The 26766-nt window shown below is 58.9% G+C and carries 25 protein-coding genes; 13 read left to right on the forward strand and 12 right to left on the reverse strand.

The genetic code is table 11. The annotated features are described in order from the left end of the window. Positions 1-46: 46 nt before the first annotated feature. The 4 genes from ACZCED_RS12360 to serS all read right to left on the reverse strand — a co-directional run bounded on the left by ACZCED_RS12360 (position 47) and on the right by serS (position 5545). Positions 47-814, reverse strand: coding sequence for a tetratricopeptide repeat protein (locus tag ACZCED_RS12360; protein WP_462967512.1), 768 nt, complete (start codon positions 812-814; stop codon positions 47-49). A 67-nt stretch (positions 815-881) separates the two neighbouring features. Continuing rightward, entirely contained in the window at positions 882-2702 is a 1821-nt protein-coding gene (locus ACZCED_RS12365; RefSeq protein WP_464860901.1) for a LysM peptidoglycan-binding domain-containing protein, read from the reverse strand. A gap of 66 nt (positions 2703-2768) precedes the next feature. Then, positions 2769-4274, reverse strand: coding sequence for a threonine synthase (gene thrC / locus ACZCED_RS12370; protein ID WP_462967514.1), 1506 nt, complete (start codon positions 4272-4274; stop codon positions 2769-2771). Next, positions 4271-5545 (reverse strand): serine--tRNA ligase, encoded by a 1275-nt coding sequence (serS, locus tag ACZCED_RS12375; protein ID WP_464860902.1) that lies wholly within the window; start codon positions 5543-5545, stop codon positions 4271-4273. Before serS ends, thrC begins: the two co-directional genes overlap by 4 nt. 350 nt (positions 5546-5895) lie before the next feature. Here serS and ACZCED_RS12380 point away from each other — a divergent pair, with 350 nt between their 5' ends. From ACZCED_RS12380 to ACZCED_RS12410, 7 genes are all read left to right on the forward strand, one after another. Continuing rightward, complete coding sequence (locus ACZCED_RS12380) at positions 5896-6483, forward strand: 5-formyltetrahydrofolate cyclo-ligase (RefSeq protein ID WP_462967516.1); 588 nt, start codon at positions 5896-5898, stop codon at positions 6481-6483. A 189-nt stretch (positions 6484-6672) separates the two neighbouring features. Then, on the forward strand, positions 6673-7317 hold the full coding sequence (locus ACZCED_RS12385) for a protein-L-isoaspartate(D-aspartate) O-methyltransferase (protein ID WP_464860903.1): 645 nt from the start codon (positions 6673-6675) through the stop codon (positions 7315-7317). After that, positions 7318-7899, forward strand: coding sequence for a YqaA family protein (locus tag ACZCED_RS12390; protein ID WP_464860904.1), 582 nt, complete (start codon positions 7318-7320; stop codon positions 7897-7899). A gap of 41 nt (positions 7900-7940) precedes the next feature. Beyond that, positions 7941-9146 carry an aspartate kinase gene (locus ACZCED_RS12395; RefSeq protein ID WP_462967519.1) on the forward strand — a complete coding sequence of 402 codons (1206 nt, stop codon included), beginning with the start codon at positions 7941-7943 and terminating at the stop codon, positions 9144-9146. A gap of 63 nt (positions 9147-9209) precedes the next feature. Next, entirely contained in the window at positions 9210-10010 is an 801-nt protein-coding gene (locus ACZCED_RS12400) for an alpha/beta hydrolase (protein WP_462967520.1), read from the forward strand. Positions 10011-10022: 12 nt separating this feature from the next. Further along, entirely contained in the window at positions 10023-10700 is a 678-nt protein-coding gene (locus ACZCED_RS12405) for an oxidoreductase (RefSeq protein ID WP_462967521.1), read from the forward strand. 91 nt (positions 10701-10791) lie between these two features. After that, positions 10792-12720 carry an oxidoreductase gene (locus tag ACZCED_RS12410; RefSeq protein ID WP_462967522.1) on the forward strand — a complete coding sequence of 643 codons (1929 nt, stop codon included), beginning with the start codon at positions 10792-10794 and terminating at the stop codon, positions 12718-12720. A gap of 84 nt (positions 12721-12804) precedes the next feature. On the opposite strand, the gene ACZCED_RS12415 is transcribed toward ACZCED_RS12410, so the two are convergent. Beyond that, entirely contained in the window at positions 12805-13227 is a 423-nt protein-coding gene (locus ACZCED_RS12415; protein WP_462967523.1) for a sll1863 family stress response protein, read from the reverse strand. A 254-nt stretch (positions 13228-13481) separates the two neighbouring features. Continuing rightward, positions 13482-14897, reverse strand: a complete 1416-nt coding sequence (locus ACZCED_RS12420; RefSeq protein WP_462967524.1) for a sigma-54 interaction domain-containing protein — start codon at positions 14895-14897, stop codon at positions 13482-13484. A gap of 440 nt (positions 14898-15337) precedes the next feature. On the opposite strand from ACZCED_RS12420, the gene ACZCED_RS12425 reads away from it, so the two are divergent. The 6 genes from ACZCED_RS12425 to ACZCED_RS12450 all read left to right on the forward strand — a co-directional run bounded on the left by ACZCED_RS12425 (position 15338) and on the right by ACZCED_RS12450 (position 21674). Beyond that, positions 15338-15529 carry a hypothetical protein gene (locus ACZCED_RS12425; protein ID WP_462967525.1) on the forward strand — a complete coding sequence of 64 codons (192 nt, stop codon included), beginning with the start codon at positions 15338-15340 and terminating at the stop codon, positions 15527-15529. Between the two features lie 47 nt (positions 15530-15576). Next, positions 15577-16548, forward strand: coding sequence for a GNAT family N-acetyltransferase (locus ACZCED_RS12430; RefSeq protein WP_462967526.1), 972 nt, complete (start codon positions 15577-15579; stop codon positions 16546-16548). Continuing rightward, complete coding sequence (locus ACZCED_RS12435; RefSeq protein ID WP_464860905.1) at positions 16535-17803, forward strand: ATP-grasp domain-containing protein; 1269 nt, start codon at positions 16535-16537, stop codon at positions 17801-17803. Before ACZCED_RS12430 ends, ACZCED_RS12435 begins: the two co-directional genes overlap by 14 nt. Positions 17804-17809: 6 nt before the next feature. Next, positions 17810-19114, forward strand: coding sequence for a diaminopimelate decarboxylase family protein (locus ACZCED_RS12440; protein ID WP_464860906.1), 1305 nt, complete (start codon positions 17810-17812; stop codon positions 19112-19114). Positions 19115-19229: 115 nt separating this feature from the next. Continuing rightward, positions 19230-19979 (forward strand): cysteine peptidase family C39 domain-containing protein, encoded by a 750-nt coding sequence (locus tag ACZCED_RS12445; RefSeq protein ID WP_462967529.1) that lies wholly within the window; start codon positions 19230-19232, stop codon positions 19977-19979. A gap of 120 nt (positions 19980-20099) precedes the next feature. Beyond that, positions 20100-21674, forward strand: coding sequence for an MBL fold metallo-hydrolase RNA specificity domain-containing protein (locus ACZCED_RS12450; protein ID WP_462967530.1), 1575 nt, complete (start codon positions 20100-20102; stop codon positions 21672-21674). 111 nt (positions 21675-21785) lie between these two features. Here ACZCED_RS12450 and ACZCED_RS12455 read toward each other — a convergent pair whose 3' ends face one another. The 6 genes from ACZCED_RS12455 to ACZCED_RS12480 form a co-directional block, all read right to left on the reverse strand. After that, entirely contained in the window at positions 21786-22712 is a 927-nt protein-coding gene (locus ACZCED_RS12455; RefSeq protein ID WP_462967531.1) for a DUF3786 domain-containing protein, read from the reverse strand. A 14-nt stretch (positions 22713-22726) separates the two neighbouring features. Continuing rightward, the gene (locus ACZCED_RS12460; RefSeq protein ID WP_462967532.1) at positions 22727-23485 is read right to left on the reverse strand and encodes an SDR family NAD(P)-dependent oxidoreductase; all 759 of its coding nucleotides are present in this window, start codon (positions 23483-23485) and stop codon (positions 22727-22729) included. Next, entirely contained in the window at positions 23486-23782 is a 297-nt protein-coding gene (locus ACZCED_RS12465) for a transcriptional regulator (RefSeq protein ID WP_462967533.1), read from the reverse strand. It lies immediately after the preceding gene. Next, positions 23779-24258: a low molecular weight protein-tyrosine-phosphatase gene (locus ACZCED_RS12470; RefSeq protein WP_462967534.1), complete on the reverse strand. Its 480-nt coding sequence runs from the start codon at positions 24256-24258 to the stop codon at positions 23779-23781. The genes ACZCED_RS12465 and ACZCED_RS12470 overlap by 4 nt, the downstream gene beginning before the upstream one ends. Positions 24259-24507: 249 nt before the next feature. Continuing rightward, entirely contained in the window at positions 24508-25020 is a 513-nt protein-coding gene (locus tag ACZCED_RS12475; RefSeq protein WP_464860907.1) for a PaaI family thioesterase, read from the reverse strand. A gap of 133 nt (positions 25021-25153) precedes the next feature. Next, a complete protein-coding gene (locus ACZCED_RS12480; RefSeq protein WP_464860908.1) occupies positions 25154-26611 on the reverse strand; it encodes a trimethylamine methyltransferase family protein in 1458 nt (485 codons plus the stop codon). Positions 26612-26766: the final 155 nt, after the last annotated feature.

Consider the following 26766-nt stretch of genomic DNA (forward strand, 5'->3'; position numbering starts at 1 on the left):
GCCATCCAACCGCGAACGGGGATCGTCCAGATGAATAGTCGCGGCGCTACTGGTAAAGTTTGCTCAACTCCTCGGTTGCCTTGACGGCCAGGTCCGAATCTTCCGTGTATTCAATGGCGCCCTTCAAGGCCAGCCTGGCATTGTTGTAGTCTCCCAGCAGGCGATACGTCCTTCCCAGTTCCAACAGCAGAGCAGGGTCCCTGGGATTGAGTTTTGCAGCCGATTCGAACATGGACAGCGCGCCGTGCAGTTGGCCGGTAGCCAGGTAGGTTCTGCCCAGATTCAACTGGGCGATAAAAAATTCAGGCTGCAGTTCCAGGGCCTCTTTCAGATAATGACGGGCCTTGTCATAATTGTTCTTGTTGTAGTATGCCCATCCCAGGTTGGCCAACGGAAAGTGAGGCGTGGCGTAGAGCATGTCTCCGATCACCTCCTCGAGCACGACGATGGCCTTGTCCCACTCCTTGCGCACCAGGTAGGCACTGCCGAGGTTGTTCTTGGCCAAGGAGTAGTCGGGCTTCAGCTGCACCGCTTTTTCAAAGTGCACCACGGCCAGGTCGAACTTCTCCTTGGCCATATACACCAATCCCAGATCGTTATGCAGGATGGGATCGTCCGGAGTCAGCTTTTCCGCCTTGAGCAATTCTCCCAGGGCCGCCGTGTAATTTCCTCCACTCATATAGGCTTCGCCCAGGTTAATGGCCGCCGCCGCTTTTTTTTTGTCCTGGGGGGAACCGCCTGGGGTCGCGCATGCCGAAAACAGCAGCAATGCAAAAAGCAATGCAACTGTCGCCTCCGGTCGCCAACGTGCCATGGACCTTCTCCTTTTATAATGAGCGTGTCCGGGTCGATTCATCTGCTTAGACAATGCTCCGATTGACCTATTGTCGGTCGGTGCCTTCGATCCGGACCAGTTGGATGCCCTGGTTCCGGAAAAAAGGTTCGATCGATTCGGGTATCCGTTTTTCGGTAATCAGTCGATTTTCACCGGTGTCGGCCGGTATCAGTATACCGCTGACGGAAATCGCCGTATTGAACGCGGCAGGCCGGTTCGCACCATAGAATACGGGGGATGCGGTATAGGCCTTCCCGGCGGTTTCCATCAGGCGCTGAATGATCTCCAGCGGTCCGGCGTCCACATTGATTTGCAGGATCTCAAGCCCCGTGCCCCGGATGGCATCTACCGCATCGCCGTACAGGTCTCCGAAGTCGATTAGAATTTCTCTCCCGTTCCCGAAGGAGAGGAGGTTCGACAATGCCTGGACCTGGATGCCGGCGTAGGGGAAGCTGATGCTGGTGTTGGGTGAGTAATGAAAGCCCATGAAGGCGGCAAACGACTCGATGAGGGCTTTCTGGCCGGTGCCGTCGATGCTCTCGACACCCGCCGCTGCAGCCGAGTGTATCGGTCGCCGGACTGGCTCGGGTGCGCCGGGCAGGATCTCCTTGATCAGAATGTCGTTCTGGTCCAGGTAGCGGACGATGGTCTCGTGGGTTCGCTCGGCGGTGGACATGATGGGGGTGATGCAGGAATGCCGGGGAATGCGGCCATCGGCCGACGGTTCGGTGCGGATCCATTTGGCGCTGACGCGGATGCTCACCGCCCCGTCGTCAAAGGCCAGGTGGTCGGTCGATGCTTCACCCGAAAAGGCCGAAAAGACGGCTTCCAGAATTTCCTGGGACGAGGCGTTTTCGGAAACTTTTACCGCCTTGACATTGTCCCAGTAGGATTGAACCAGCGGCAGATCCACGTTCATCACCCGGTCCTGGGTGGTCAGAATCACTTTGGACCCGTTCTGCAGATCGATCATAGGGTAGCGGGAAAGGTCCAGCTCGAAATCTTTGCCTTGCTTCATGGGAAAAAAATAGGTCCCCTTGTCCAGCAGGCGGCCGCCGATTGCCGATGCCGCTTCGGCAGCCGGGCCGCTGGCGGTCGTTTCCGAAGGAAGCGGAGCCACCTCCGGTGCGCTGGCGACGACGGGCTGGGTTTGCGATTGGGGTTCCGCGGCTTCGGATTCCTCGGCCTCCGTCACCTGTTCGACCAGTTTGCCGGCTTCATCGAACAGGGCGCTGTACCAGCTCTGTTCCCGGATCGAGGGATCGGGCATGTAAATTTTCTGCCCGGCGTAAATTCGATTGACGTCCTTGATGTGCGGGTTGGCGGCCTTGAACAGCTCCAATCCCTGGCTGTAGGTGACGTTTCCGAAGCGGCCGCCGAATCGGTTGGCAATCAGTTTGGAGACGGTGTCGCCCCGTTGAATGGTGTATGTCCGGGTATGCTTTTCGATCATCTCTTTGGGGCTGGAGATCATGACGACGGGGATGGTGACCACGCCGGAGGCCTGGCCCGGTAAGGTGCCCTGGGCCAGCTTTTTAAGCGGAATGTCCACCACCTGCCCGGGACGGATGCGGTCGATGTCTTTCACATGGGGGTTGAGGCGCTCGAAGATACCCAGAAATTCCCTGAAATCGTTGTGAGCGAGTTCGCCTTTCTGGCGGAAGATCTTAAGCACCCAATCCCCCTGCCGGACCTGGTAGGGGTCACAGAGGATGTCCCAGCCGCGGTCGTAGCGCACCACGTAGTTTTTATAGAGCATGGCGCCATAGGTGTCTGCGGTCAGGAACAGCAGGACACACACCATCACCGGCGCGAGCATTCGACGGCTAGCGCAGTGGCGAAAAAGGTTTGCATGTTTCATGGCCATGGGCGTTTGCCTGTCTTTGTCGTTGGGGTTCCGGCTGGCGGGATCGCGTCTTCCAGCCGCATCCGGTTAAGTCCGTTTCTTTAATCCAAGATCGGCAGCGATCTGCCGGGAGATGGCCTTGATGAAGGTGGACAACGCCTCCGGGTCGAGCGGTTTCCCCGGCGCCGGCACCTGCTTCAGACCTTTCGGATGGACATAGCGTGGCTGGTTGACCAGTGCCGGGGTCGGTGTAACGGCATATCCATCCGGAAAACGGTTCTGGAAGTACATGTCCTGGAAACCGGAAAATTTGAGGGCGTGGGCCGTGGAATCCACAATGGCCGTTTCGCCGGAGTCCAGAAATCCTTTTCCAAGGGCCACCGCCAGTCCGGCCAGCGATTCACCACCGTGGGTGCAGGCGATGTGGCCGTTGCGGTTGGCCGTGAGTTGCCAGTCCATGATGTCCTGTTCGGCCACCTGCACAAAAAAGACCCGGGGGCGGCCGGCAACCTGGTTGTAGCGTTCCACCAGATGGATCACCCGGGGCATGGAGACCGGGTTGCCGATCATGGCGGCCTGGGCCACGCTGGGTTTGACGGTCATGGGTACGAACCGGCGTTTTTCGGCTTCCGGTTCGCTGTAATACTGAAACACCGGGTTGGCGTGGACGGACTGGACGCCCAGGATTTTAGGCAGGGCCTCGATGATTCCCACCTCATGGAACTTGAGAAATCCGTTCATCACGGCGGTGATGTTTCCCGCATTTCCGATGGGCACCACTACGACCTTGTCGGCCATGATATAGTCGAAGTCCTGGGCGATTTCATAGGAGTAGGACTCCTGGCCCAGGATGCGCCAGGCATTCTTGGAGTTGAGCAGGGCTACGTTGTACTGCTCGGAAAGCGCTTCGACAACCTTCATGCAATCGTCGAACACGCCGGGAATCTCGAAGACGTCCGCCCCGCTGCCCAGCGGCTGGGATAGTTGCTGCGGGGTTACCTTTTTGTGCGGCAGAAGGACTGCCGACTTGATGCGGGGATTGAGATAAGCGGCGTAGAGTGCCGCGGCGGCGCTGGTGTCTCCGGTTGACGCACAGATGGAGAGTACCTGATCGACCAGCCCCTGCCGGATGAGAAAATTGATGTAGCTCAGGGCGCTGGCCATTCCCCGGTCCTTGAAGGATGCGCTGGGGTTCTGACCATCGTTCTTATAGAAGAACCGCATGCCCGCTTTGTCCTGGAGCAGGCCGTTGGCTTCCACCACGGGGGTGTGGCCCTCTCCCAGGTAGACCACCGAATCCAGGGGGATCACGGGGCCGATGAACTCGTGGTAGCGGTAGATGCCCTTGACGGCCGGAATCTTGAGCATGCGCCGGTAGTCGAAAATCCGCTGCCACTGTTCGCCGTCGATCGCCTTCAGCCGATCGAACTGCCGATCATGGATGAGCAATACGCTGCCGCAGTCCGGGCAGGTGTACAGCAGGGACTCGATGCCGTGTTCGGCGCGGCAGCCCAGGCATCGGTAGACGAGTGCGCCGCCGGGTTCGGGTACCAGGTTCGGCCGGATCTCTTCCGGGAATTGATCGTGTCTCAAGAGCGAATCATCTCCGTTCCGCCCATGTACGGTCTGAGCGCATCCGGGATGACGACGGTGCCGTCCTCCTGTTGACAGTTTTCCAGCAGGGCCGCCAGGGTCCTGCCCACGGCCAGTCCGCTGCCATTCAGGGTATGGACCAGCCGGGTGCCTTTTTTGCCCTTCTCCTTGAAGCGGATGTTGGCCCGCCGGGCTTGGAAATCCTCGAAGTTGCTGCATGAGGATATCTCCCGGTAGACGCCCTGGGCCGGCATCCACACCTCGATGTCATAGGTCTTGGCTGAGGAGAATCCGATGTCTCCGGTACACAGGGTGATCACCCGGTAGGGCAGTTCAAGGCGGCGAAGCACGGTCTCGGCATTGTCCAGGAGCGATTCCAGCTCGTCGTAGGAGGTCTCCGGCCGGCTGAATTTGACCAGCTCCACCTTGTTGAACTGGTGTTGCCGGATCAGGCCGCGCGTATCCTTGCCGTAGGACCCGGCCTCGGAGCGGAAACAGGGTGTGTAGGCCGTGAAATAGGCCGGCAGCTGGGATTCGTCCAGGATTTCCTCCTGGTAGATGTTGGTGACCGGGACCTCCGCTGTGGGGATGAGAAAATAGTCCAACCCCTCGAGCTTGAAGAGGTCCGCCGCGAACTTGGGCAGCTGGCCGGTGCCGGTCATGCTTTTCCGGTTGACGATAAATGGCGGCAGCACCTCTTTATACCCGTGCTCGGTGGTGTGCAGGTCCAGCATGAAGTTGATCAGGGCGCGCTCCAGGCGTGCTCCCACTCCCAGGTAGAGAGGGAAGCGTGCACCGGCGATTTTGGCGGCACGGGTAAAATCCAGGATGCCCAAGTTCTCCCCGATGGTCCAATGGGGCAAGGGCGCATAGGAGAAGACAGTGGGGTCACCCACCGTTTTGACCACGGGGTTATCCGTTTCGTTTTTGCCCACCGGTACGCTGGCATGGGGGATGTTGGGCATGGCCATGACCATTTCGTCGATGGCCGATTCACCTTCACCAAGGTCTTTTTCCAGGTTCTTGATGGTCGCGGATACATCCCGCATTCGCTCGATGATCGCGTCGGGATTCTCTCCGCTGCGTTTCATGCGGGCGACTTCGTCGGACACTTGGTTGCGCTGGCGGCGAAGTTCTTCCAGTTCGAAAAGGATGCTTTTTCGCCGGGCGTCCCGGTCTTGAAAGGCCTCCCAATCAAAGGCCGTTCCGCGGTTCTGCATGGCTGTTTTGACCAAGTCCAAATTTTCTCTGACGAGCTTGATTTCCAGCATATTTGTCCTTATAATCCAAAATCGTGTTTAAACGAGGCCATACATCGGGTTTCAGGTGGCAGTGACGGTTCGTTTAGGGGTGGTGAACGGCTAAACCGATGAAAGGCGAACACCGAAGCAAAATCAAGCGAAAGCTTATCCCAAGTGGTCCAATTAGTCAATGATGATTGCCGGTTGAACCGTGATAAGACGCACATCTCAGGCCGCTTGCGGTCGCGGGTGTGAACGGCCGGAAAATCGGATTGTTGTCAGTCAACAGGATCCCTCCTCCCGGTGCTTTTCTCGTAAGGGGGGCAACGATCAAGGCGAGTTTTTTCCACCAGATACAAAACACAATGATGGAGATGTCAATGGATGAAGTCCGGGAAAAAAAGCAGGAAATCAGAAATGGAATAGCGACCTTTTTCAATACCCTTGCCAGCGATGTACTCGAAGCAAACACCCGCATTATCGAAAATAGATTGTTCGAGTTCGCCAACTTTCTCGAATCCAAAATTGTCATGCTTTATGTCAATGCCGACCATGAAGTGGCCACGGACACCATTATCAAGCGGGCATACGATTTCAACAAGATCGTGGTACTCCCCGCCTTCGATACGGCCAAATCCAGAATGAAACTGATGAAAGTGGACAACCCGGACAAGGATCTTGTCATTGGCCCGCGTGGGATTCTGGAACCGAACCCGTCCAAATGCAAGCCGGTTCCGCTGGATTCAATCGATATCGCCATTGTTCCCGGAATCGCCATGGATGAAAAAGGCGGTCGGATCGGATCCGGTGACGGATACTACGACCGGGTCATCCCCGACCTGCCGATGACCACCCGCAAGGTGGGCCTGGTGTTCGAGGGACAGCTGATTCCCCAGGTACCCATGGAGTCTCACGACAAACATGTCGATATCATTATCACCGAAAAGCGGGTGATCTATAAGATTTAAGCCATCGACGACTTGATAGGGAAATATAAAGCGCCTTCCGTTGCGGGGCGCTTTTTTTAGTTGGGATCTGGGTTCAGTCTTCCGGCTTCAGTCATCCGATTTCTGTCACCAGACCTCCGTCCGCTGGCATCTTAACTTCTTGACCTGACATGCCTTAATTGATAAACACGTGCTGGGAGAAACGAGCCGATGAAATACCAGCGCCTGAGAAATGAAATGGTCACCAAACAGATCATCGCCCGCGGGATCAACGATCCCCGTGTACTGTCCGCCATGCGGACCGTCCCCCGACATCTGTTTGTCAGCGAAGCCATGATGGATCAGGCTTACGGCGACTTTCCCCTGCCCATCGGTGAACAGCAGACCATTTCCCAGCCATACATCGTGGCGGAAATGACCCAGTCGCTCCAGATCACCCCGGAGGACCGGGTGTTGGAGATCGGCACCGGTTCCGGCTATCAGGCGGCCATCCTGGCCCAGATCGCCTTCAGGGTTTATACGGTAGAGCGCATCTACTCGCTGTATACCCGAACCCGGAAGCTGTTCGACAAGCTGCGCTATCACAACATTGTCACCCGCTATTCGGACGGCACCACCGGTTGGAAGGAGCACAGCCCCTATGATGCCATCATCGTCACCGCCGGTGCGCCGGAGATTCCCACGGTGCTGGTCAACCAGCTGGCCGTGGGCGGTCGAATGGTGATTCCGGTGGGGGATCGCCACTCCCAGGATCTTATCAAACTCGTTCGGGACGAACAGGGCATCCACCAGTCCAATCTGGGCGGGTGCCGTTTTGTCAAGCTGGTTGGCGAACACGGCTGGAGAGAGCAGTAAATGCTCAGGCGTCTTTACGACTGGGTACTTCACTGGGCCGCCACCCCATACGGCACCTGCGCCCTGTTCCTGCTGGCCTTTGCCGAATCCTCGTTTTTTCCCATTCCGCCGGACGTTCTGCTTATCGCCATGTGCGTGGCCCGGCCGGACCGGTCATTCAAATACGCCCTGGTCTGCTCCATCGGATCCATTTTCGGAGGGTGCCTGGGATACCTGATCGGCTGGCAGTTCATGGCTTCGGTGGGTATTCGCATCGTGGATTTTTACGGCCTGACGGACAAGGTGGCCTATATCGAAAACCTCTACAACACCTACGACGCTTGGGCCGTGGGCATCGCCGGGTTCACCCCTATTCCCTATAAGGTGTTCACCATTGCCGCCGGCATGTTCAAAATCAATTTCACGGTTTTCATCCTGGCATCCATGGCATCCCGGTCAGCTCGATTTTTCCTTGTGGGCGGGTTGATCTATCTGTTCGGTCCGCGCATCCAGCGCTTTATCGACCGCTATTTCGACCTGCTTGCCGTTACCTTCACGGTATTGCTGGTGGGCAGTTTTGTGCTGATCAAATACCTGTTTTAGCCTGACAGGTCTCAATGAAGGTTCATCTCTAGGGAAAAGCCATGAGCTGTATCGTGCAAAAATTTGGCGGCAGCAGCCTGTCCGACGTCGACAAGATCATGAAGGTGGCCCGTATGATCGCCCGGGTAAAAAAACAGGGCACGGACGTGGCCGCCGTGGTCTCGGCCATGGGCAAAACCACGAACCAGCTGGTCGAGATGGCCCGCAGCATGTCATCGAAACCACCGAGACGGGAGATGGACATGCTGCTGAGCACGGGCGAACGGATCACCATGTCCTTGCTGTGCATCGCCCTGAACGAACTGGGTGTGCAGTCGGTCTCCCTGACCGGGTCCCAGTGCGGCATCATTACCAACCACCGCCACAATGACGCTCAGGTGATCGAGGTGCGTCCCTTCCGGGTGCAGGATGAACTGGCCGAGGGCAGGGTCGTGGTGGTTGGCGGGTTTCAGGGGGTGAGCTACAAGAGGGACATCACGACCCTGGGGCGCGGCGGTTCGGACACCACGGCGGTGGCCCTGGCCGCCGCGATCGACGCCGATCGATGTGAAATTTACTCGGACGTGGACGGGGTCTACTCGGCCGACCCATCCACGGTGGCCGATGCCCGCCACCTGCCGGAAGTCTCCTATCCGGTGATGCAGGAGATGAGCGCCGCCGGCGCCAAGGTGCTCAACGCCCAGGCGGTCCAGTTCGCCAAGGAAAAGCAGATCGCCATATATGCCCGCAGCACATTCGACCGGAAACGGGAAACGGTGGTGAGGATGCTTCCGCCGGGAAAGGTGGCCGGTGTTCAGGCAGTGGTCAGCGAGGAGGCGGTCACCCGAGTTCGCATCGGCGGGGATCAATCACTGGCCGGCCTCAACTGGGCCTTGGGGCTTCTGGAGCAGGAGCAGGTGCCGGTGAAAGAGATCCATGCCGCCGATGTGCCCGACGATCCTGCTTCATCGCGGGTTTCCTTTGTGGTCTCCTCCCCCAACGTATACGGCTGGTCCGAGATCCGGGAGAGACTGGCCCGGCGCCTGGGTAAAGCCGTCCGGTTCGACACGCACCTGGGTGCGTTGTCGCTGATCGGCGAAGGGCTCAACCGAACCAACGACACCTTGATCGAGGCCCTGGCCCTGCTGGCGCGATATGAAATCGCCATTGCCGGTGTCACCACCACTTCGTTTCGCATCTCGCTGCTGGTCCCCCGGGAAAAGATCGAGGCCGGCGTGCGACTGTGCCACGAAAATTGGATTGCGTAGATGATTTAAAACGAAGGGCGAGTCATCCATCTCGGCGTTGCCTGTAAATCGACAATGGCTAAAATGATCATAGAAACACTTAAGATCCTTGTTCTTTTTTTCGTTGGGGCGACTCTTCTGCTCTATCTTTTTCAAGGCAGAATGATCTTTTTTCCCCAGCCGACCGCACCGCATAACCAGACCCGCTATGCCGGAAACGAAATCCGCCTGCGCCACGGCGATGTCACCCTGACCGGCTGGTTCTTCAACCATGGGATCGGTCCCGGCAATCCGCTGGTGGTCTATTACGGGGGAAACGCCGAGGATGTCACCCTCAACTTCGCGGATCTCGGGCATTTCAATGCCCAATCGTTTCTTTTCATGAACTATCGCGGCTACGGCGGCAGTGACGGCAGGCCGTCTGAAAAGGCATTGCTGTCCGATGCCTTGTTCGTGATCGATTACCTGCTGGCAACCGAAGGAATCGATCCGGTCCACGTCGTGGTCATGGGACGCAGCCTGGGTTCAGGTGTGGCGGTGCACGTGGCGGCCAACCGCAAGGTGGGCGGCGTCATCCTGGTGACCCCGTTCGACTCCCTGGTCAACGTGGCCCGGTCTCACTACCCGATCTTTCCGGTGGGCTTGATGCTCAAGCACCGCTTCGATTCCGCGGCCCTGGCACCGGGCATCACCACGCCGGCTCTGTTTCTTACCGCATCCAACGATCAGGTGGTTCCCGTGCGGTTTGCCAAAAAACTGGAATCGGTCTGGGCCGGGCCGGTGACCAGCGTCCGCGTGCCGGACACCGACCACAACACCATAGAAACATCGCCGGTTTATTGGAGTGCGGTCAACGCATACCTGGCGTCCGGTCGCCACCCGTGAAGAGAGAATGCAATGAGTCGTCCCTCCGTGGAAAAGAGAACCGTTTTGCTGGTGGGCGCCACCGGGTTGGTCGGCGGTCATATCCTCCGCCTTCTGCTGGAAGATGAAACCTGCGACCGTGTGATTGCGTTGACCCGTTCGGCAATCGCAGGGGGCGAAGACTTTTCCAGGCTCGACAACCGGGTTGTCGACTTCGAACGTCCGCTTGAGTGGCTGGATCAGGTGGCTGCCGACCAGGCCATCTGTGCGCTGGGTACCACCATCAAAAAGGCCGGCAGCCGGGAAGCCTTCAGAAGGGTGGATTTCGGGTATCCCCTGACCATCGCCCGGGCCGCTTTAAATGCCGGTTGCAGACACTTCCTGCTGGTTTCGGCCATGGGGGCGGATGCGAACTCGCGCATCTTTTACAACCGGATCAAAGGCGAGCTTGAAGCCGCGATCCTTGCGCTGGGGTTCACCCGTGTCAGTATATTCAGGCCCTCGCTGCTGCTCGGGGATCGACGGGAATTTCGCGCGGGTGAAGTGGTCGGGCAGGTTCTGGGTCGATGGCTGGCTTTCGCCATCCCTAAACGCTACCGGCCTGTGCATGCCCGCACGGTTGCAGCGGCGGTGGTGCGCACGGCGGCAGCGGACGCGTCCGGCAACCGGGTCCTGGATTCGGACGCCATTGCCGAATGGGGAGCCGATTGACGGGCTCTGCCGAAAGGTGTATGTCCACGTTCCAGCTATAAGACCGACCGGTTTTACTTTATAGGGGGACAATCCTTCCCCGGAGGATCTTATGACCATCCTGAAGCATCTTTTCTCTCCCATCCGGATCGGCCGCATGACGGCCAAGAACCGCCTGCTCATGTCCGCCATGAGCATCAACTTCGGCGTGGATGAAAACGGCTTTGTCACCGACCAGCTGACCGGCTACCTGGCGGCCCGGGCCAAAGGGGGCGCGGGAATGATCCTGGTGGGCGGCGGCGGTGTGCACCCCACGGGCCTGGAGTTGCCCGGGCTGCCCGCCCTGTGGGATGACGCCTGTATTCCCGCCCTGAAACGGATGGTCGGGGCGGTGAAGTCTTTCGATGTTTGTTTCGGCGTCCAGCTGATGCACGGCGGCCGCCAGTCCTACCACGACCGCAAGGTAGCGCCGTCGCCCATTCCGGCGCCGGCGGTGGTGAAAGGCATTCCCAAGGCGTTGACCACCCAGGAGATCGGCGAACTGGTGGCGTCTTTCGGTGATGCCGCCCGGCGGTGCCGCGATGCCGGGTTCGATTTCGTCGAGGTCCACGGGGCCCACGGCTACCTGATCAACCAGTTTCTCTCCCCCAATTCCAACCATCGTATGGACGAATACGGCGGCAGTTTCGAAAACCGCACCCGCTTTTTCCTGGAACTGCTGGCCGACATCAAAGCCAAGGCCGGCGCTGATTTTCCCGTGGGGCTGCGCATCAACGGTGAAGACTACATCGAGGGTGGATGGACGCTGAAAGACGCCCTGCGCCTGGCACCGGTCCTGGAAAAGAGCGGGGCCGACTACCTGCATGTATCGGCCGGGGTTTATGGCTCAACCCAGCTGACCATCCCCTCCATGTATGTGCAGCACGCCTGTTTCGTCGACCTGGCCGAAGCCGTGAAGCGGGTGGTGACTATCCCCGTGGTGGGGGTGGGCCGAATCAAGAGCCCGGAACTGGCCGACCGCATTCTCAAGGAGGGGCGGGTGGACGTGGTCGCCATGGGCCGCGCCCTGATCGCCGATCCCATGCTGCCGGAAAAGGCCCGGGCCGGGAATCTGAACGCCATCCGTCCATGCATCGGCTGCTGCCTGGGGTGCATCCACGCGGTGCTTGCCCTGGAACCCGGTTCCTGCGTGGTCAACCCCGACGTGGGACGCGAGTACCTGATGGACGAAGACGAAATCGCGCCCGAGGCGAAATCGGTGCTGGTGGTGGGCGCCGGGCCCGCGGGCATGGCGGCCGCCCGCATGGCGGCCATCCGTGGCCACCGGGTGACCGTTGTCGAGGAAAAGGGCAGTGTCGGGGGCCTTTTGCGCCTGGCCGCCATACCGCCCGGCCGGGGCGAAATCATGGACGTGATCGACTTTCTTACCCGTGAGATCGAGCGATTAGGTGTCGCCCTGCGCCTCAACACCCAACTGGACGAGGCGCTGCTGGATGCCGTCAGGCCCGATGCGGTTGTCCTGGCGTCGGGCAGTCTGCCGGACATGCCCATCATCAAGGGGCTGTTCACCACCGGCATGGATCTGTGCACGGTGAACGAAGTGCTGGAGGGCAAGATCACCGGCGACCGGGTGATCATCCTCGGCGGCGGTCAGGCCGGACTGGTGACGGCCGATTTCCTGGCGGAGAAGGGCCGGGAGGTGGCGGTCCTCAACCGCAAGCGGCATTTTGCCGAGGAGATGTCAAGCAACGACCGGTTCTACCTCAGAGAGCGGCTCAAGCGCGACACGGTCCACCTGTTCAAGCAGGTCGCCGTCAAGACCTTCACCGATGACGGCGTGGTCTTTACCACCGCCGGCAACCCGGTGACCCTGGAGGGTTTCGATACCCTGGTGGTGGCCGAAGCCATGACACCGGTGCGCGATGCCAAGCCGATACTGGATCGACGGAATATCGATGTCTACATCATCGGAGACGCCAAATCACCGCGAAATCTCATGCTGGCCCAGAGCGAGGCCGAGGAGATCGGTCGGACGATCTGAATCAAACTGATCGCCTTTGAGAACGGTCGGCTTTCGGTGAACGATGGATGCGATCAGCCGCTCTCAGCCCCAAGACATCCACGGTCAGGATTCGCTAAGATCCCTTTTCGTGTTTTCGTAGCGCTCAGCCAGTTCGGTCATCAGTTCATCCACTTCCTGCTTGGCCTTTTCCCAGGCCTCGCCGCTGGCGCCCTGCAAATCTTTTATTTTCATCGCAACCGCATCTTTTTTTTCGGTTATGGCCGCCAATTGCTCCTGGAACGCCTCCTTGGCGTCGTCATCCAGACTTTCCGCCTTGACACTGAGTTTCTCAGCCTGTGTGTCTAAATTTTTCAGTTGTTTTTGCATGTCACTCGGGTAAGCGTCCATCTTGTCCCTGGTCCAAGCCGCGGCAGATTCCATCGTCTCCCTGACAGTCTCCTGCGCCCCTTCTTTCATCTCTTTAGCGGCTTTTTCCGTTTTCTCTCCACAACCGCTTAAAAGGGCCAGTCCCAGTCCTATTGCCATGATAGAGATCCAACTCATTCTTTTCATTATGAACCGCGATAGCGAGCGCATTCCTCGCCGCTTGCGGCGGGGTTAGCGAGCGAACTGGAAATCGCTTTTTTATCCTTCCGGTGAAGATTCCCCGCGGCTTGCCGCGGGGAGGGTTCAATCCTCCATTTTTTTCGGCTATTTGTTACTCCGTCAGCAGTTGATCGGAAAACAATAACAACTGCTTTCCGACGCTGAAATATCACCAACACGCAACGCGTCAGGTTTCATGGTTTGAAATCCTCCTTCCGCAGGCCGAGGCGCTTCATTTTGTTGTAGAGTCCCCGGGTATGAATCCCGGCGATTTGGGCTGCCTGGTTGACGCGCCCGCTTGTCTTGGATAGGGCGCGTTCGAGGTACAGGCGCTCCACCTGGTCCATGACCGCCTGCTGGACCTCGGGAAGGGTCTTGCTCAACAGGTCTTCCGTCCCCAGCAGGATTTCCGGTAAAAGCGTTCCGCTGTCGGCGGCATCGCCATGGAAGACATTGGGCAGTCCGGCCATGCCGATCTCATGGCTGCGGCACAACAGCATGGCCCGCTCGATGACATTCATCAGTTCGCGTACGTTGCCCGGCCAGTCGTAGCTGCACAGGGCACCCAGGGCCCGTTCGGAAAAGCCGCTGATTTCCCTGCCGATTTTGTAGCGGAAAAGGGTCGTGAAGCGCCGCACCATCGTTGGGATGTCTTCCTTGCGATGGCGCAGGGGCGGTATGGTGAGCATCAACACGCTCAGGCGGTAGTAAAGATCCTGCCGAAAGGCCCCTTCGGAGACCGCCGTTTCCAGGTCCCGGTTGGTGGCGGCGATCACCCGCACGTCCAGTTCGATGACGTTTTCTCCGCCGAGGGGCTTCACCTCATAATCCTGCAGCACCCGCAGCAATTTGGTCTGAAGGTGCAGGGGCATTTCACCGATTTCATCCAGAAAGATGGTCCCGCCGTGGGCCAGTTCAAAGGCCCCGCGACGATAGCGCACCGCACCGGTGAAGGCGCCCTGTTCGTGGCCGAAGAGTTCACTCTCGAGAAGATTCTCGGGCATGGCCGCCATGTTGATCGATATGAAGGGGCCGACCGAACGCGGGCTCTGCGCGTGAATGGCCTTTGCCAGATGTTCCTTGCCCACCCCCGTTTCACCGGTCAGCAAGATGGGGGAGTCGCTGGGGATGACCTGGTTGACCTCCTCCATGAAGACCTGCATGGCCTGGCTTTCCATGACGAAGTCCGCCATCCTCGGTTCCACGATGCCCCGCCGGTCAAAGCGTTTGCGCTGGATGAACTGGCGCCGGGATTCCAGGGCCGAGTCGATGGCCTCGTAAATGCTGGTTTTCGACAGGCCCGAGTAAAGCACGACGTCGGCTCCGGCCGCGGCCAGCCGGGCATGCTCCTCCAACGAGGCGCCGCCATGGATGATGATCGTGGTGGGGCTTTCCGGCAGTTCGTTGAGGATGGCGATGCCGTTGTCAACCGGGCGAAGCACGAAGGCTTCGCTGATGATGATGACATCGATACCGCTGTGCAGGGCGTTTTGCCATACCGAACGGGGTGGGCCGAAAACCTCGACCCGGACATCGGGGTCCGACAATTTCTTGGCCAGATAGCTCTGCAGGCGGGTATCCTTGACGGCCAGCCCCACTCGGATAAGCATGCGTGCACCTCCCTGTTGATGGGTTGAGTATGCGTGTGCTGATTCCGGTAACCCATCATCGTTTGCATGTCCATAAAAAAAAGAAAATAAATACCGAAATCTGTTTTAAATGTCAGAACGAAGAGAACCACAACGATTCATAATTTATTAAATTAATTATAAAAATAATTATCGTAAACCCCCGCCAGACCCCTATGGAAAACTAGCTTTCAAGGATTGGGTCGAAATGAGTATCATTATACCTGAAAAATTAAAAATAGGCATAAAAATACATGAAATGGGGAGTGAGAGCCCTTCAATGATTGGCCCAAAAATACAGATGATACAATATATCAATAAGATAAAAATATTTTGTTGCAGTGGCATGCTCTGTGCCTTTTGAAAAACGGTTTTGGGTTTTTAATCGGATTCTAAATACTGACGAAGGAGATGGTGCTGCAATGAGCAGGCAGGACGACGACGAGCGTTATGAAAACGGGAAAGACATGCCACCCAGGCGCTCCCAGCGGACCAAGTTCAGGGATTTTGACGAAGATGAAAACGATGCGGCTCACCGGGAAAAGCGATCCAGCAAACGTTCGCATCGCCGCAAAACGGGCAAGGACGATGTGTGGCCCGATGCCGACGAGTGAGCCTGCATCCCGATGGCTTAGAACTTCTTGATTAGGGAGTGCTTTCCATGATTGACGTCAGCGTCAGCAGCGATTTGGGAGAAATCCGTCGGCTGTGGCAGCGGCACTGGCCCCAAACCTGTCTGTTTGATCTGTGGCCGGTGAGGGCCTGCTTCCAGAGGCAGTTTCACCACGTTCCCCATTTTCTTGTGGCCGAACGGCAGGGTGGCTTTTGCGGCATGCTGGCGCTCAGCTGGATCGACGAAGAGCGGTATTTCGGGCATTTCCCGGGAGAATTGTGGCGCGGCAAAACCTGGATCGAGCAAAATCGGGTCCTGGCTGCGGATGAAGCGTCCTTCGAGGCACTGTGGGAGGCGGTTCCCGAGGTGGCCCAGATTCGCTACCTGTGCCCGGACGGCTATCTGCCGGAGGGCGCATCGGTCACTCTGGACGAAGTCGGCTATCTTTTCCGGCCGCCTGAGTACGGCTATGATTTCAACCTCTACATGGGTCAATTTTCCGGAAAATCGAGGAAAAAGATGCGCGGTGAGATCGACCGGCTCAAGGCGCAGGGCGTAAGTTTTCGCTATGATTGCCTGAGCGACGTCGACCGGCTGTTCCGTTTGAATGTGAAGGCCTTCGGCGACGCGTCCTATTTCAGCGATCCGCGGTTTCTGAACGCCTTTGAAGATCTCGTCAAATGGCTGCACAGTAATCATTTGCTGCGGGTGACGGCGGTGCTCGTCGGCGGAGAACTGGCAGCCGTGGACGTCGGTGCGGTTTGGAATGGTACGTACACGGTGGTGGCGGGCGGAACCTGCGGCGATTTTCCCGGGGTGGCCAAACTGATCAATTTCCACCACCTGGAGTGGGCCTGCCGCCAACGGCTGCGCGAGGTGGATTTCCTTTGCGGTGACTTCAACTGGAAGAACCGGTTCCACCTGACGCCCCGGCCGCTTTACAAAATGTCCAAACTGATTGCCATCGACGGTGCCCGGACGCCGGTTTATGCATCGGACCTGATCTGTGCCACCGGTTGACCAGAGAGTCCTTGTCGTCGGCACCACCGCCGACTACATCGAATGGATTCGAACCTGCCGGCCGGGACAGGCGCTTTTCCTGACCGATCCGGCGGTGAGGCGCGAGGCGGATCAACCGGCACCCTTGCCTGATGAAGAGCTGCTGTGCGACCTGGCCGACGAGCCCCGGGTGCGCGAGATGTTGGCCCGTCACCTGGACCGATGGCGCTTGGAGCTGTCCGGCGTGGCCTGCTATGATTGCGAGTCGATGGCCCTCGCCGCCCGTCTGGCCGATGCTTATACCCTTTCCTATCCCAGTTTACAGGCGGTCAACAACTGCCGGGACAAGCACCGCTCCAGAATCCTCTGGCGGGAGCATCACCTCGATACGCCCGAGGTCCGCCGGATCGGTTCAGCCGGCGAAGCCGTCGACTTTCTCCGGGAAATCGGCGGTCCATGCGTGTTGAAGCCCATTAGCGGCAGCGGCAGCGAGTTGATTTTCAGGTGCGACAGCGAGGCGGACTGCCAGCGGCATTACCGCCGAATCGTCCAGGGGCTGGAACGCCGCCGCAACCACCGCCTCTACCAACCCTTTTGCGCGACCGGCGCCGACATCCTGGCAGAGGCGTATGTCGGCGGTGAAGAATACAGTTGCGATTTCATGCTGGAAAACGATCGGGTCACGCTGATCCGCCTGGCCCGAAAAGTGCTCTTCTCCCAGGATCCTTTCGGAACCGCAAAGGCCTATATCCTGCCCGCCGACTGGCCCGAAGCGATCGGTGCCGGAGAATTGGAGCGGACCCTGTACCTGAGTGCCAGGGCACTGGGCATTCAGCGGGCGGTCTGCATGCTGGACTTTATCGTGCATCAGGGGCGGATGGTGTTGCTGGAGATGGCCCCCCGGCCTGGCGGCGACTGCCTGCCGTCGCTGCTGCGCCGCTGCTACCAGGTGGATGTGCTGCAGCTGGCGCTGGATTTTGCCCGGCGACAACCGATAGAACTGAACCTGCCGGCCTCACCTCCGCCGATGGTCGGCCTGCGTCTGCATGCCGGACAAGAGGGGCGGCTGCTGAGTGCCGATACCGGCGATCTGAGCCGCGATTCCCGTGTGCAGGAGATCCACCTGATACGCAAGCCCGGGCATCGTATCAAACGGCCCCCGGAAGACTACGACGCCTGGCTGTTGGGTCATCTGCTCTTCGTGCCCGATGCCGATGAGGATGTTGCCGCTCAATGCCGGAGCCTCTGCGACAAGCTGACCGTTCAGGTCGGGTGACACCGGATGACCATGAATTCCTCTGATTTGATTGATGCGCTAAGGGCAAAAGCGGCCGTCGTGTCCCCGCAGCTGGCCCCGGACCGTCTGCTCGCCTTTGTCCGCCACTATCTTGACCGGCGGGACAATTACCTTGCGGTCTTAAAGGACCACCCGGCGCCGATCTACCTGCAGGAATCCGAGGTGCTGCGGAACCGGGCCGTCCGGATGAAACGCGCCTTCGAAGACCGGCTGCCCGAGGTGGCCTTTTATTTTGCGGTCAAAAGCAACAACCATCCCCATGTGGCCGGGGTGATGATCCGGCAGGGCTTCGGGCTGGATGTGTCCAGCGGGCAGGAACTGGAGACGGCCCTTGGCCTGGGCGCTGCGGATATTGTATTCAGCGGCCCGGGAAAGACCCTCGAAGAATTGCGCCTGGCCGTGTCCCATGCCGACCGGGTGGTGATCCTGATGGACAGCTTCGGCGAACTGGCGCGCCTGGGGCCCCTGGCCGCGGACATGGACACCACGATTCGCTGCGGGGTGCGCTTGAGCGTCAATCCCACCGGACTGTGGCGCAAGTTCGGAATCCCGTTGACCGAACTCCCGGCGTTTGTGGCGGCGGCCTGCCGATATCCCCGCCTACGGCTGGCAGGGCTCCAGTTTCATACGAGCTGGAACCTGTCGCCGGCACCTCAGATCGCCTTTATCCGTGAGCTGGGGGCGGTCCTGGCGGCCATGCCGGCGGCGGTGAGAAAGCAGATCGAATTCATCGATATCGGCGGGGGGTACTGGCCGGAACAGGGCGAGTGGCTCACGGCAGCGGGAACGCCGGAGGGAAAGCTGCGCGAGACCCTGGACCTGCCGGCCGGGGGCTGCGACGCCCACTATCATCTGCCGTCGACACCCATCGAAGGCTTTGCCGAAGCGCTCAGTGCGGCGATTCGTAAGCACCTGCTGACGTCCGTTGCCTGCCGGATCTGCCTGGAGCCCGGCCGGTGGATATGCAACGATGCCGTGCATCTATTGCTTTCGGTGGTCGACAAAAAAGCGCCGGACCTGGTGATCACCGATGCCGGCACCAACACGATCGGATGGGAGCGTTTCGAGACCGACTACTTCCCGGTGCTGAATCTGACCCGCCCGTCGCTGGAGGAAAAACCGTGCCATGTCCTCGGATCCCTGTGCACCCCGCACGACGTGTGGGGCTACACCTATTTCGGCTCGGACATCCTTCCGGGTGATATCCTGATGATCCCCACCCAGGGTGCCTATACATACAGCCTCAGACAAACCTTCATTAAACCCCTGCCTTGTGTTATTACCATCTAAAACGGATCCGTAAAAAGCCCGATATCTGCGTTACGCTTCATCCTTCGTCGCTGTGTAGTGCCGTGATCCGGGCTTTTTGCGAGGTCATCACCTAAAACCCATTTGATCGGTATTCATGACGACGATCCTTCAATTCGATATCCGACCCCAGCCGGACAACACCACCTGCGGACCCACCTGCCTGCACGCTGTCTATCGCTATTTCGGTGACCCGATCGCCCTGTCACAGGTCATCGCCGACGTGCCGATGCTGGAGAGTGGCGGCACTCTGTCCGTCCACCTGGCCAACCACGCCCTGCGCCGCGGTTACCGGACCACCATTTTTCCATACAACCTGCAGGTTTTCGATCCGACCTGGTCCGGTGTGCCGCCCGGCGACATCGCCGAGAAACTTCGCCGGCAGCGCACCATTAAACAGGGCCCTGCAGGATTCGATCGGGTCACCGATGCTTACCTGGAATACCTGCAGCTCGGCGGCCGTCTGAAGTTCGAGGTGCTGACGGCGGCATTGATCCGCAAATACCTCAACCGCGGCATCCCGATCATAACCGGCCTGAGCGCCACCTATCTCTATCATTCGCCCCGGGAATACGATCTTGACGACCGGGTGGTCTATGACGATGTGCGCGGCGAATCCGTCGGTCACTTCGTTGTCCTGGCCGGCTACAACCGGCAATCCCGGTGCGCCCTGGTCGCCGATCCATATCTGCCGAATCCCATGGCGGACGGGCAGCACTATTCCGTCGACATCTACCGCCTGGTGTGTGCGATCATGCTCGGCGTCCTGACCGATGACGGTGATTTGCTGATCATTCAGCCGAAGCGGGGGCAGCTGAAGCAGCGGCGCAAAGGCGTGTCCCGATAGGTTGATGCGATCGCATCCAGGCGGCTTTTTGCGCCTTGTGTTTTTTCCCCGTATGGTCAATAGTGGTCACCGCTTTCAACGATTTGATATCAAGAGGAAAACGATGAAAGGAGTGCTGACATGCACATCACGTTTTACGGGGCGGTAAGGGAAGTGACCGGTTCCATGCACCTGTTGAGCACGGACCAGGATCGCATTCTGCTGGACTGCGGCATGTACCAGGGGCGGCGCAAGACCGCTGCCGAAAAGAACCGGGTGCTGCCTTTCGATCCGGACATCCTCACCAACATGGTGCTGTCCCACGCCCACATCGACCACTCCGGCCGCATCCCCCTGATTACCAGAAATGGTTTCAACGGAAGGATTTACTGCACCCGGGCCACGGTCGACGCATGCGGCTACCTGCTTCCGGATTCGGCCCACATCCAGGAAAGCGATGCCGAGTACCTGAATTACAAGACGGTGCGCTCCGCCCTGTCCCAGATGCGGCCCGGCGAGGACGGCCAGACATCCAAGCGGGATCTGCAGGAGATCAAGCGGCTGCTCAAAAAAGACAAGCACGGGATCAACGCCGAGGTGATCGCCGAATACATCAAACGCTTTCATCTGGAAGGGGTGGAGCCGCTTTACACCACCGCCGACGCGGACCAGGCCCTCAAAGCCTTCGAAGGCATCCCCTATCGCAACCCGGTAACGATCGGCAACAACATCACCTGCACGCTCTTCGAAGCGGGCCACATTTTGGGCTCCGCCATCGCCATGATCCGTTGCGGTGACGGCGACAACGCCCGCACCATCTGCTTTTCAGGCGATATCGGCCGTTACGGCAAACCCATTTTACGCGATCCGGCCAGCAATTTCGACGGGCTCGGCAGCGATGTGGACCTGATGATCATGGAGAGCACCTACGGCAACCGGGACCATGAGCCGGTGATCGATCTGCGTCCCCGGCTCAAGCAGGTGCTCAACGAGACCTTTGACCAGGGCGGTACGGTGCTGATCCCCTCCTTTGCTTATGGGCGGACCCAGGAACTGCTCTACGTGATCCACGAGCTTTACGATGCCGGCGAAGTGCCGCGCATACCGGTATACGTGGACAGCCCCCTGGCCACCAACATCACCAAGGTCTTCGGCGAACATCCGGAAGTCTACGACAAGGACACCCACGAGACCTTCCTGCAGCAGGGCAAAAACCCCTTTGCCTTCCGGCAGGTGCAGTTTACCGAGAGCGTCGAGGCCTCCATGGCGCTCATGCGCGAAGAAAAACCCCACATCGTCATCTCCGCCTCGGGCATGTGCGAGGCCGGGCGGATCCTGCACCACCTGCGCTACAAGATCCACCATCCCAAAAACACGATTCTCATTGTGGGTTACATGGCCAATCACACATTGGGCCGGCGCATCCTGGATCAGGGAACGGCGTATGAGGAATCGGGCCGGAAGGGGGACCCCCCCATCGTCAGGATTCTCAACAAGGAGTACCCGCTGAAGGCGCGGGTGGTGAAAATCGGCGGTTTTTCCGCCCACGGGGACCGCAATGAGATGCTGCGGTTTCTCAAGCAGTCCAACCTCAACGTCAAACGGATCGCCGTGGTCCACGGTGAAGAGGATCAGAGCCTGGCCTTTGCCGATCACCTGAAGGCGGGGGGCTTTGACGCGGTGGTGCCCCGCGTCGGTCAATCGCTCACCATCTGACCTGCACCGCGACAGCGAGCACAGACCCGCCGGCTCGTGGGAGCGATGCGGTAACCCCGCTTACCGGGGTCGCAGCCAGGGTTCAATCCCGGCCGATCCATTGGCGGGCGGTCATGCCGCGGTCCCCTTGAGCAGATAAAATGAGCACAGGGTCACCAGGCACCAGATCGCCGGAGAGGAGAGGACGCTTTCGATGGAGCGGTCGAACAGGATTGACAGCCGGGGGGGAAACTCGCCGTCCCCCTGCCAGAGCACATAATGGACGGGTATGCGCGGGAACGGGTCGAGCCTGATCGCCGCATCGCCCATCTGCTCGATCTGTCCGCCGAGGTGGCGGCCGGTGGTGATGAACCCGCTTAAATCCTCACCGTAGCGTGCCAGCAGCGCCGCTTTCCTCAGCCGGTTCCGGCCGGAAAAGTAGGCGGCGTCCGCCAGATCTTCCGCACCGACCATCTCCCGACCCAGGGGGTGGAGTTGATCGACACGGGAAAAATAATCCAGCACGGCCAACTCCAGCAGCGGTATCATCCGCATTTGCCACACCTCATCCCGCTTTTCCATCAGGCATCGCCGGCCGGTGTCCACCAGAATGTCGCGGTTGAGAAACCGGAACCGCAGGCAACCCGATGCGGTATCGATAGTGGTCAGGGTGAAATTGGCCACCCGGCCCATATCCCGAGCGACCAGGGCATCCCACCGGGACGCATCGACTTCGATGGGCCGGCCCGAGGGGTCGACAGCCGGCGGCCCCTGGTCCCGCCGGCGCCGCTGCATATCCAGAAATCCCCGGCCATAGGGGTAGTCCGAACCGGTGAAATTGTCGCAGGGAAATAACGCGCAGTCCCTGGGGCAGTAATCGATGTGGTTGAGCCGGGCGCATTCCAATATGGCGCAGGGGTGACCGAACATCCGCTTCTGGGCGTCGCTTTTTCGGCCCGCCAGGTCGCTGCGGCCCGGGCCGCAGGAGGCGCACTGCCCCAGCAGATTGAGCTGGCACACGTCACAGTTGATGCCGCAGGCACCGGTGGCCATGGTCATTACCTCGTTCGGGTTCAGCCGCCCATTTCCCTGAGATCGTATCGGCCGCCGTTTTTGAACCGTCCATCCATCAACAGACGGATCAGGGTTGCCGCCACACGCTCGGGCGGATGGAGTTCACCGCTGTTTTTCAGCTTGAGGAATTTGTCGACCCGCATAAACTGGTTGGCGGTGCAGCTGCGGATCTTCTCCTGCATGGCGGTGTCCACAGTTCCCGGAGCCACGGCGCAGACGGCGAATGTCGGGTCGATGCGGGAGAACTCCATGGCCATGGCTTGGGTGGCCATGTCCAGGCCGGCCTTGGCGGCGCCGTAGGCCGACCAGCCGTAGTAGGGTGCCCGGCTGGCCCCGGAGGTAATGTTGACGACCCATTTGCAGCCTGGAAACGGCCGGCTGAAATGGAAAAAATGCCGGGTGAGGACCAGCGGCGCGGTCAGGTTGACCTGGATGTTTCGGGCAATCAGGGTGTCGTCACAGTCGCCGATGGGCGCAATGGGGTCGAGGACGCCGGCGTTGTTGATCAGCACCGTATGGGTCAGCCGGCTGGTATGCCGCCGCTTGATCCGGATGCGTTTGAAGGCCGGGCCGATGCGCTGGGTATCGTTCAGGTCGATGCGGATATTCTGGTGGGTTTCACGCAGAAAAGGTGCGGCTCGTGACAGGCTGACCACGAAGCTGTTGGCCAGGGCCAACGCGGATGCGGCCAGCGCCTGTCCGATGCCCCGGGTGGTTCCGGTGATGACAAATAGATGTTCGATGCTCGGCTGATTCATTTATCCGTCGATGCGAAACACCGGGTGGTCGATGCGGCTTTCCCGGCAGTGGGGGCAGCGACCGGGCCGGGTGAGGCGGCTCCGGTCGGTGAACGTAAAGCCGCACGCCATGCAGGTGCAAGGGGTGAACGACAGCTTCCGCCCCTTACCGGCCATAGTTTTCTGGATGTGTGCCAGGTGCCGGTAGACATCCTTTTCCGATACCCGAACCGCCTGGGAGATATCCAGCGCCGTCATGGCCTCCCGGCTCAGCAGGTCGATGATCTGCTGGCGATGGGTTCCTTCGGGTGCGTTCAATGCGCCTGATTGTCCACCTGCCGCCGGATATGGTCGATGACGCCCGGCAGGCAGGCCACGATTTCGCCGGCGCAGGTTTCATAGGCTTCCAGCGGCGAACCGTAAGGGTCCTCGATTTCCGGATTTGCCCGTTTGTCCGTGAAGGAGCCAAGCAGCTGGGCGTATTTGCAGCGGAAGAACAGCAGGTCGTTGATCTGGTCGATGTGATATTTTTCCATGGCCAGCACCAGATCGGCGGATCGGATCATGCCGGCCTCCAGTGCTCTTGCCCGGTGGTCGATGATGTCTGCCCCGTGAGCAGCGGCCGCCCTGACGGCAAAGGGCTCCGCCCGGTTGCCGTGAAGTCCGTGGGTGCCGGCCGACCGGACCGAGACGACCGGCCTCAAGTCTTCCGGCAACCGGTGACGGAGCAGCCCTTCCGCCATGGGGCTCCGGCAGATATTGCCCGTGCAGACGACGAGCACTGAATAGTTCAAAACGTCTCCATGATGGTAACCAATTATTCCACAGAAGATGATCACGATGATATGCGCGGTCAATCAGGCGGCACCAGTATAAAGACCGGCCACGCTGAAGTCAATCGAATCGACGGTCGGCGGGGTACGATGGTGTGGAAGGAACTGAAAGGCTGGTGTTACAGGCCGGGATAGCCAAGGAACGATATATCGCTGTCTGCCACAGGAAACGGAAGCCTGGAAAGCAGCCGCAACGCTGCCGTGTGCGGTTCAGGTCGGGTCTTCAGCTTTAAATACCGGCCCAAAGTTTTTCATGTAATCGGCCCCAACGATGCCCAGCCGAACAGCCGCTTTGGGACGGATCAGCATGAACTGCCCCACCGCCTGTGCGCATACGTCTTGATTGGCATTGCATATGGTTCCCGACATGCGGGCAGACCGTTCTGATAGCACTTCCAGAACACTGCCGCGGACGGATATGTTCTCCCCGGCTTTTATCGGTCTCTTAAAATCCACGGTGATGGACTGGGTCACACCCAGTTTTTTGAACAGATGAATGACCGCCCACCCCATGATTTCATCAAGAATGGTTGATAGTATGCCTCCGTGGATGGTTCGATCCCATCCTGTCATGGTTTCGGGCAAGCTAAGAAATGAATAGACCTGCTGGCGGTCGGCATAGAATTTCATCCGCAGTCCGTGGGCGTTTTTTGCGCCGCAGGCGAAGCAGGTCTGGTCCTCTCCCGTAGGGATGGCCTCCAGGGTTTCGGGATCCATTGTCATGGCATTGTCTTTCTCATCATAGCCGTCCAGGCGGTAAAGATCTGACCGGGAGCGCCCAAGGGTATATGGGTTATACACATAGCGTCAATGGAGACCGTTGAGCGGGAGGGAGATGGTGGCAGAATACCCATGTTCAAGAAAGCCCTCTCGCACGATCCAGGAAATGACGAAGATCCCTGTCCAGGTCAGGTGAAATCATGGTCTGTGGTCGGCTGGCAAGAATCTCCTTATATTTCTTGTTGGCCCGCGCCATTACGCTCTCCTTTCCTTTTTCTTCCCATTTGGTATAGGATTCCCAGAACGAGACCGTCGGTCGCCAGGGATTCTTGAATTTAGTAAAGGTATCCCTGTGTGTGATGTAGCTTCCTCCCGGACCCACTTCCTGAATCACGTCCAGTGACATGGCGCTTTCGGAAGTGTCCACGCCTTCGCATATCCGGATGACACGGCTCATCATCTCTTCGTCGATGATGAATTTTTCATACGAAATGGTCATGATGGCGTCCAGCACCCCAAACACCTGCTCAACCATGTGGCCGCCGCTCATCAATCCCATGAGAAGATTTTGCATGGTTTCATAGCCTGCCTGGACATCGACCTCCTTGGAGTCCGTCATGCCGGCCATGATACGCGTGGGCACCTTGTAAAAATCGATGGCCATCTGCAGGCAGGTTGAATTGATCAGAAATTGCTCGGGCGGGGCGTAGACGCACAAGGCCGTCCGCATGTCGGCCATGGTCGAGGCCGGACAGTAGACCGCCGGCGACCCTGGCTGGATCAATTGGGTCAGGGTGATGCCGGCCACTGCCTCGGTGTTTTGCTGGACGATGGATCCAAACAGGTCGATCGGCGCCGAGACACCGGCCATGGCGCAAGGTAAAACATAGACCGGCTGACCTCGCCGGGCATACGCGATGATGGTATCCAGGGTTTCAGTGGCAAACTTCAGGGGACTCAAGGGGTTCGTGCTGACACCCACACAATAATGATTGTCCAGATAATTCTGACCGAAAACCATCTCAACCATTTCCAGGGATTCCCGGGCTTTTTTGGCAACGGTACAACTTCCGATAAGGGGCTTGTCCGTATGTTTGATGGTTTCATACAGCATGTAAAGGGCTCTTTCGGAGGCTTCGACATCATCCGGCGCAACAGGCGTCGCTCCGGTAAGCTTGCAAATCTCGCTGGCCTGGGAGAGCTTTTGAAAATTGGCGTAATCTTCAAGAAGCCCCCTGCGCTTGCCTTTGTCCATATCTTCGCAAAATACACAGCCCACATTCGGGTGGGGTGCGATACCGTCACCGATTGTCACCGATTGTGCCTGATTTCTGGCTTCGTGACGGAAGGTAACGGGCGCCTGATCCATAGCCGTTTCGGCCATGTCCCTGGGGATGTAAACTGTTTTTCCGTCGATCTTGGCACCGTGGTTTTTAAAAATTTCAAGGGCTTCATCATGCTCAAAAATGACGCCGGTGCCTTCCAGGAGCCTGACCGTCGCTGCATGTATGCGTGGAAGTTCGGCGTCGTCCACCATCTTCGTTCGGGGAAGTTTTCGGGTGGAACCATTACAAAACGTATTGGTTGCTGTCATGCGCGCGTCCTTTCTTCAGTCAGCCTTAGCTTGTAGGGGAGGAGCCGGTGCCGTCATTATCTTCCCGTCGAATCGGCAAATACAACGCATATGCGGCCGCCGCGCAATGCGCCTCGATGGCCGCCTTGATCGCCTTGCGGCTGGCGTTGATCAGT

The sequence above is a fragment of the Desulfosarcina sp. genome, from assembly GCF_055467485.1.

Coding starts and splice junctions, on each gene's coding strand:
- ACZCED_RS12475 (WP_464860907.1), bottom strand. CDS start 25,020: ATGACAATGGATCCCGAAACCCTGGAGGCCATCCCTACGGGAGAGGAC.
- ACZCED_RS12365 (WP_464860901.1), bottom strand. CDS start 2,702: ATGGCCATGAAACATGCAAACCTTTTTCGCCACTGCGCTAGCCGTCGA.
- ACZCED_RS12430 (WP_462967526.1), top strand. CDS start 15,577: ATGATTGACGTCAGCGTCAGCAGCGATTTGGGAGAAATCCGTCGGCTG.
- ACZCED_RS12415 (WP_462967523.1), bottom strand. CDS start 13,227: ATGGCAATAGGACTGGGACTGGCCCTTTTAAGCGGTTGTGGAGAGAAA.
- ACZCED_RS12460 (WP_462967532.1), bottom strand. CDS start 23,485: ATGAATCAGCCGAGCATCGAACATCTATTTGTCATCACCGGAACCACC.
- ACZCED_RS12425 (WP_462967525.1), top strand. CDS start 15,338: ATGAGCAGGCAGGACGACGACGAGCGTTATGAAAACGGGAAAGACATG.
- ACZCED_RS12420 (WP_462967524.1), bottom strand. CDS start 14,897: ATGCTTATCCGAGTGGGGCTGGCCGTCAAGGATACCCGCCTGCAGAGC.
- ACZCED_RS12390 (WP_464860904.1), top strand. CDS start 7,318: ATGCTCAGGCGTCTTTACGACTGGGTACTTCACTGGGCCGCCACCCCA.
- ACZCED_RS12410 (WP_462967522.1), top strand. CDS start 10,792: ATGACCATCCTGAAGCATCTTTTCTCTCCCATCCGGATCGGCCGCATG.
- ACZCED_RS12395 (WP_462967519.1), top strand. CDS start 7,941: ATGAGCTGTATCGTGCAAAAATTTGGCGGCAGCAGCCTGTCCGACGTC.
- ACZCED_RS12450 (WP_462967530.1), top strand. CDS start 20,100: ATGCACATCACGTTTTACGGGGCGGTAAGGGAAGTGACCGGTTCCATG.
- ACZCED_RS12385 (WP_464860903.1), top strand. CDS start 6,673: ATGAAATACCAGCGCCTGAGAAATGAAATGGTCACCAAACAGATCATC.
- serS (WP_464860902.1), bottom strand. CDS start 5,545: ATGCTGGAAATCAAGCTCGTCAGAGAAAATTTGGACTTGGTCAAAACA.
- ACZCED_RS12405 (WP_462967521.1), top strand. CDS start 10,023: ATGAGTCGTCCCTCCGTGGAAAAGAGAACCGTTTTGCTGGTGGGCGCC.
- ACZCED_RS12455 (WP_462967531.1), bottom strand. CDS start 22,712: ATGACCATGGCCACCGGTGCCTGCGGCATCAACTGTGACGTGTGCCAG.
- ACZCED_RS12360 (WP_462967512.1), bottom strand. CDS start 814: ATGGCACGTTGGCGACCGGAGGCGACAGTTGCATTGCTTTTTGCATTG.
- ACZCED_RS12380 (WP_462967516.1), top strand. CDS start 5,896: ATGGATGAAGTCCGGGAAAAAAAGCAGGAAATCAGAAATGGAATAGCG.
- ACZCED_RS12480 (WP_464860908.1), bottom strand. CDS start 26,611: ATGACAGCAACCAATACGTTTTGTAATGGTTCCACCCGAAAACTTCCC.
- ACZCED_RS12400 (WP_462967520.1), top strand. CDS start 9,210: ATGATCATAGAAACACTTAAGATCCTTGTTCTTTTTTTCGTTGGGGCG.
- ACZCED_RS12445 (WP_462967529.1), top strand. CDS start 19,230: ATGACGACGATCCTTCAATTCGATATCCGACCCCAGCCGGACAACACC.
- ACZCED_RS12440 (WP_464860906.1), top strand. CDS start 17,810: ATGACCATGAATTCCTCTGATTTGATTGATGCGCTAAGGGCAAAAGCG.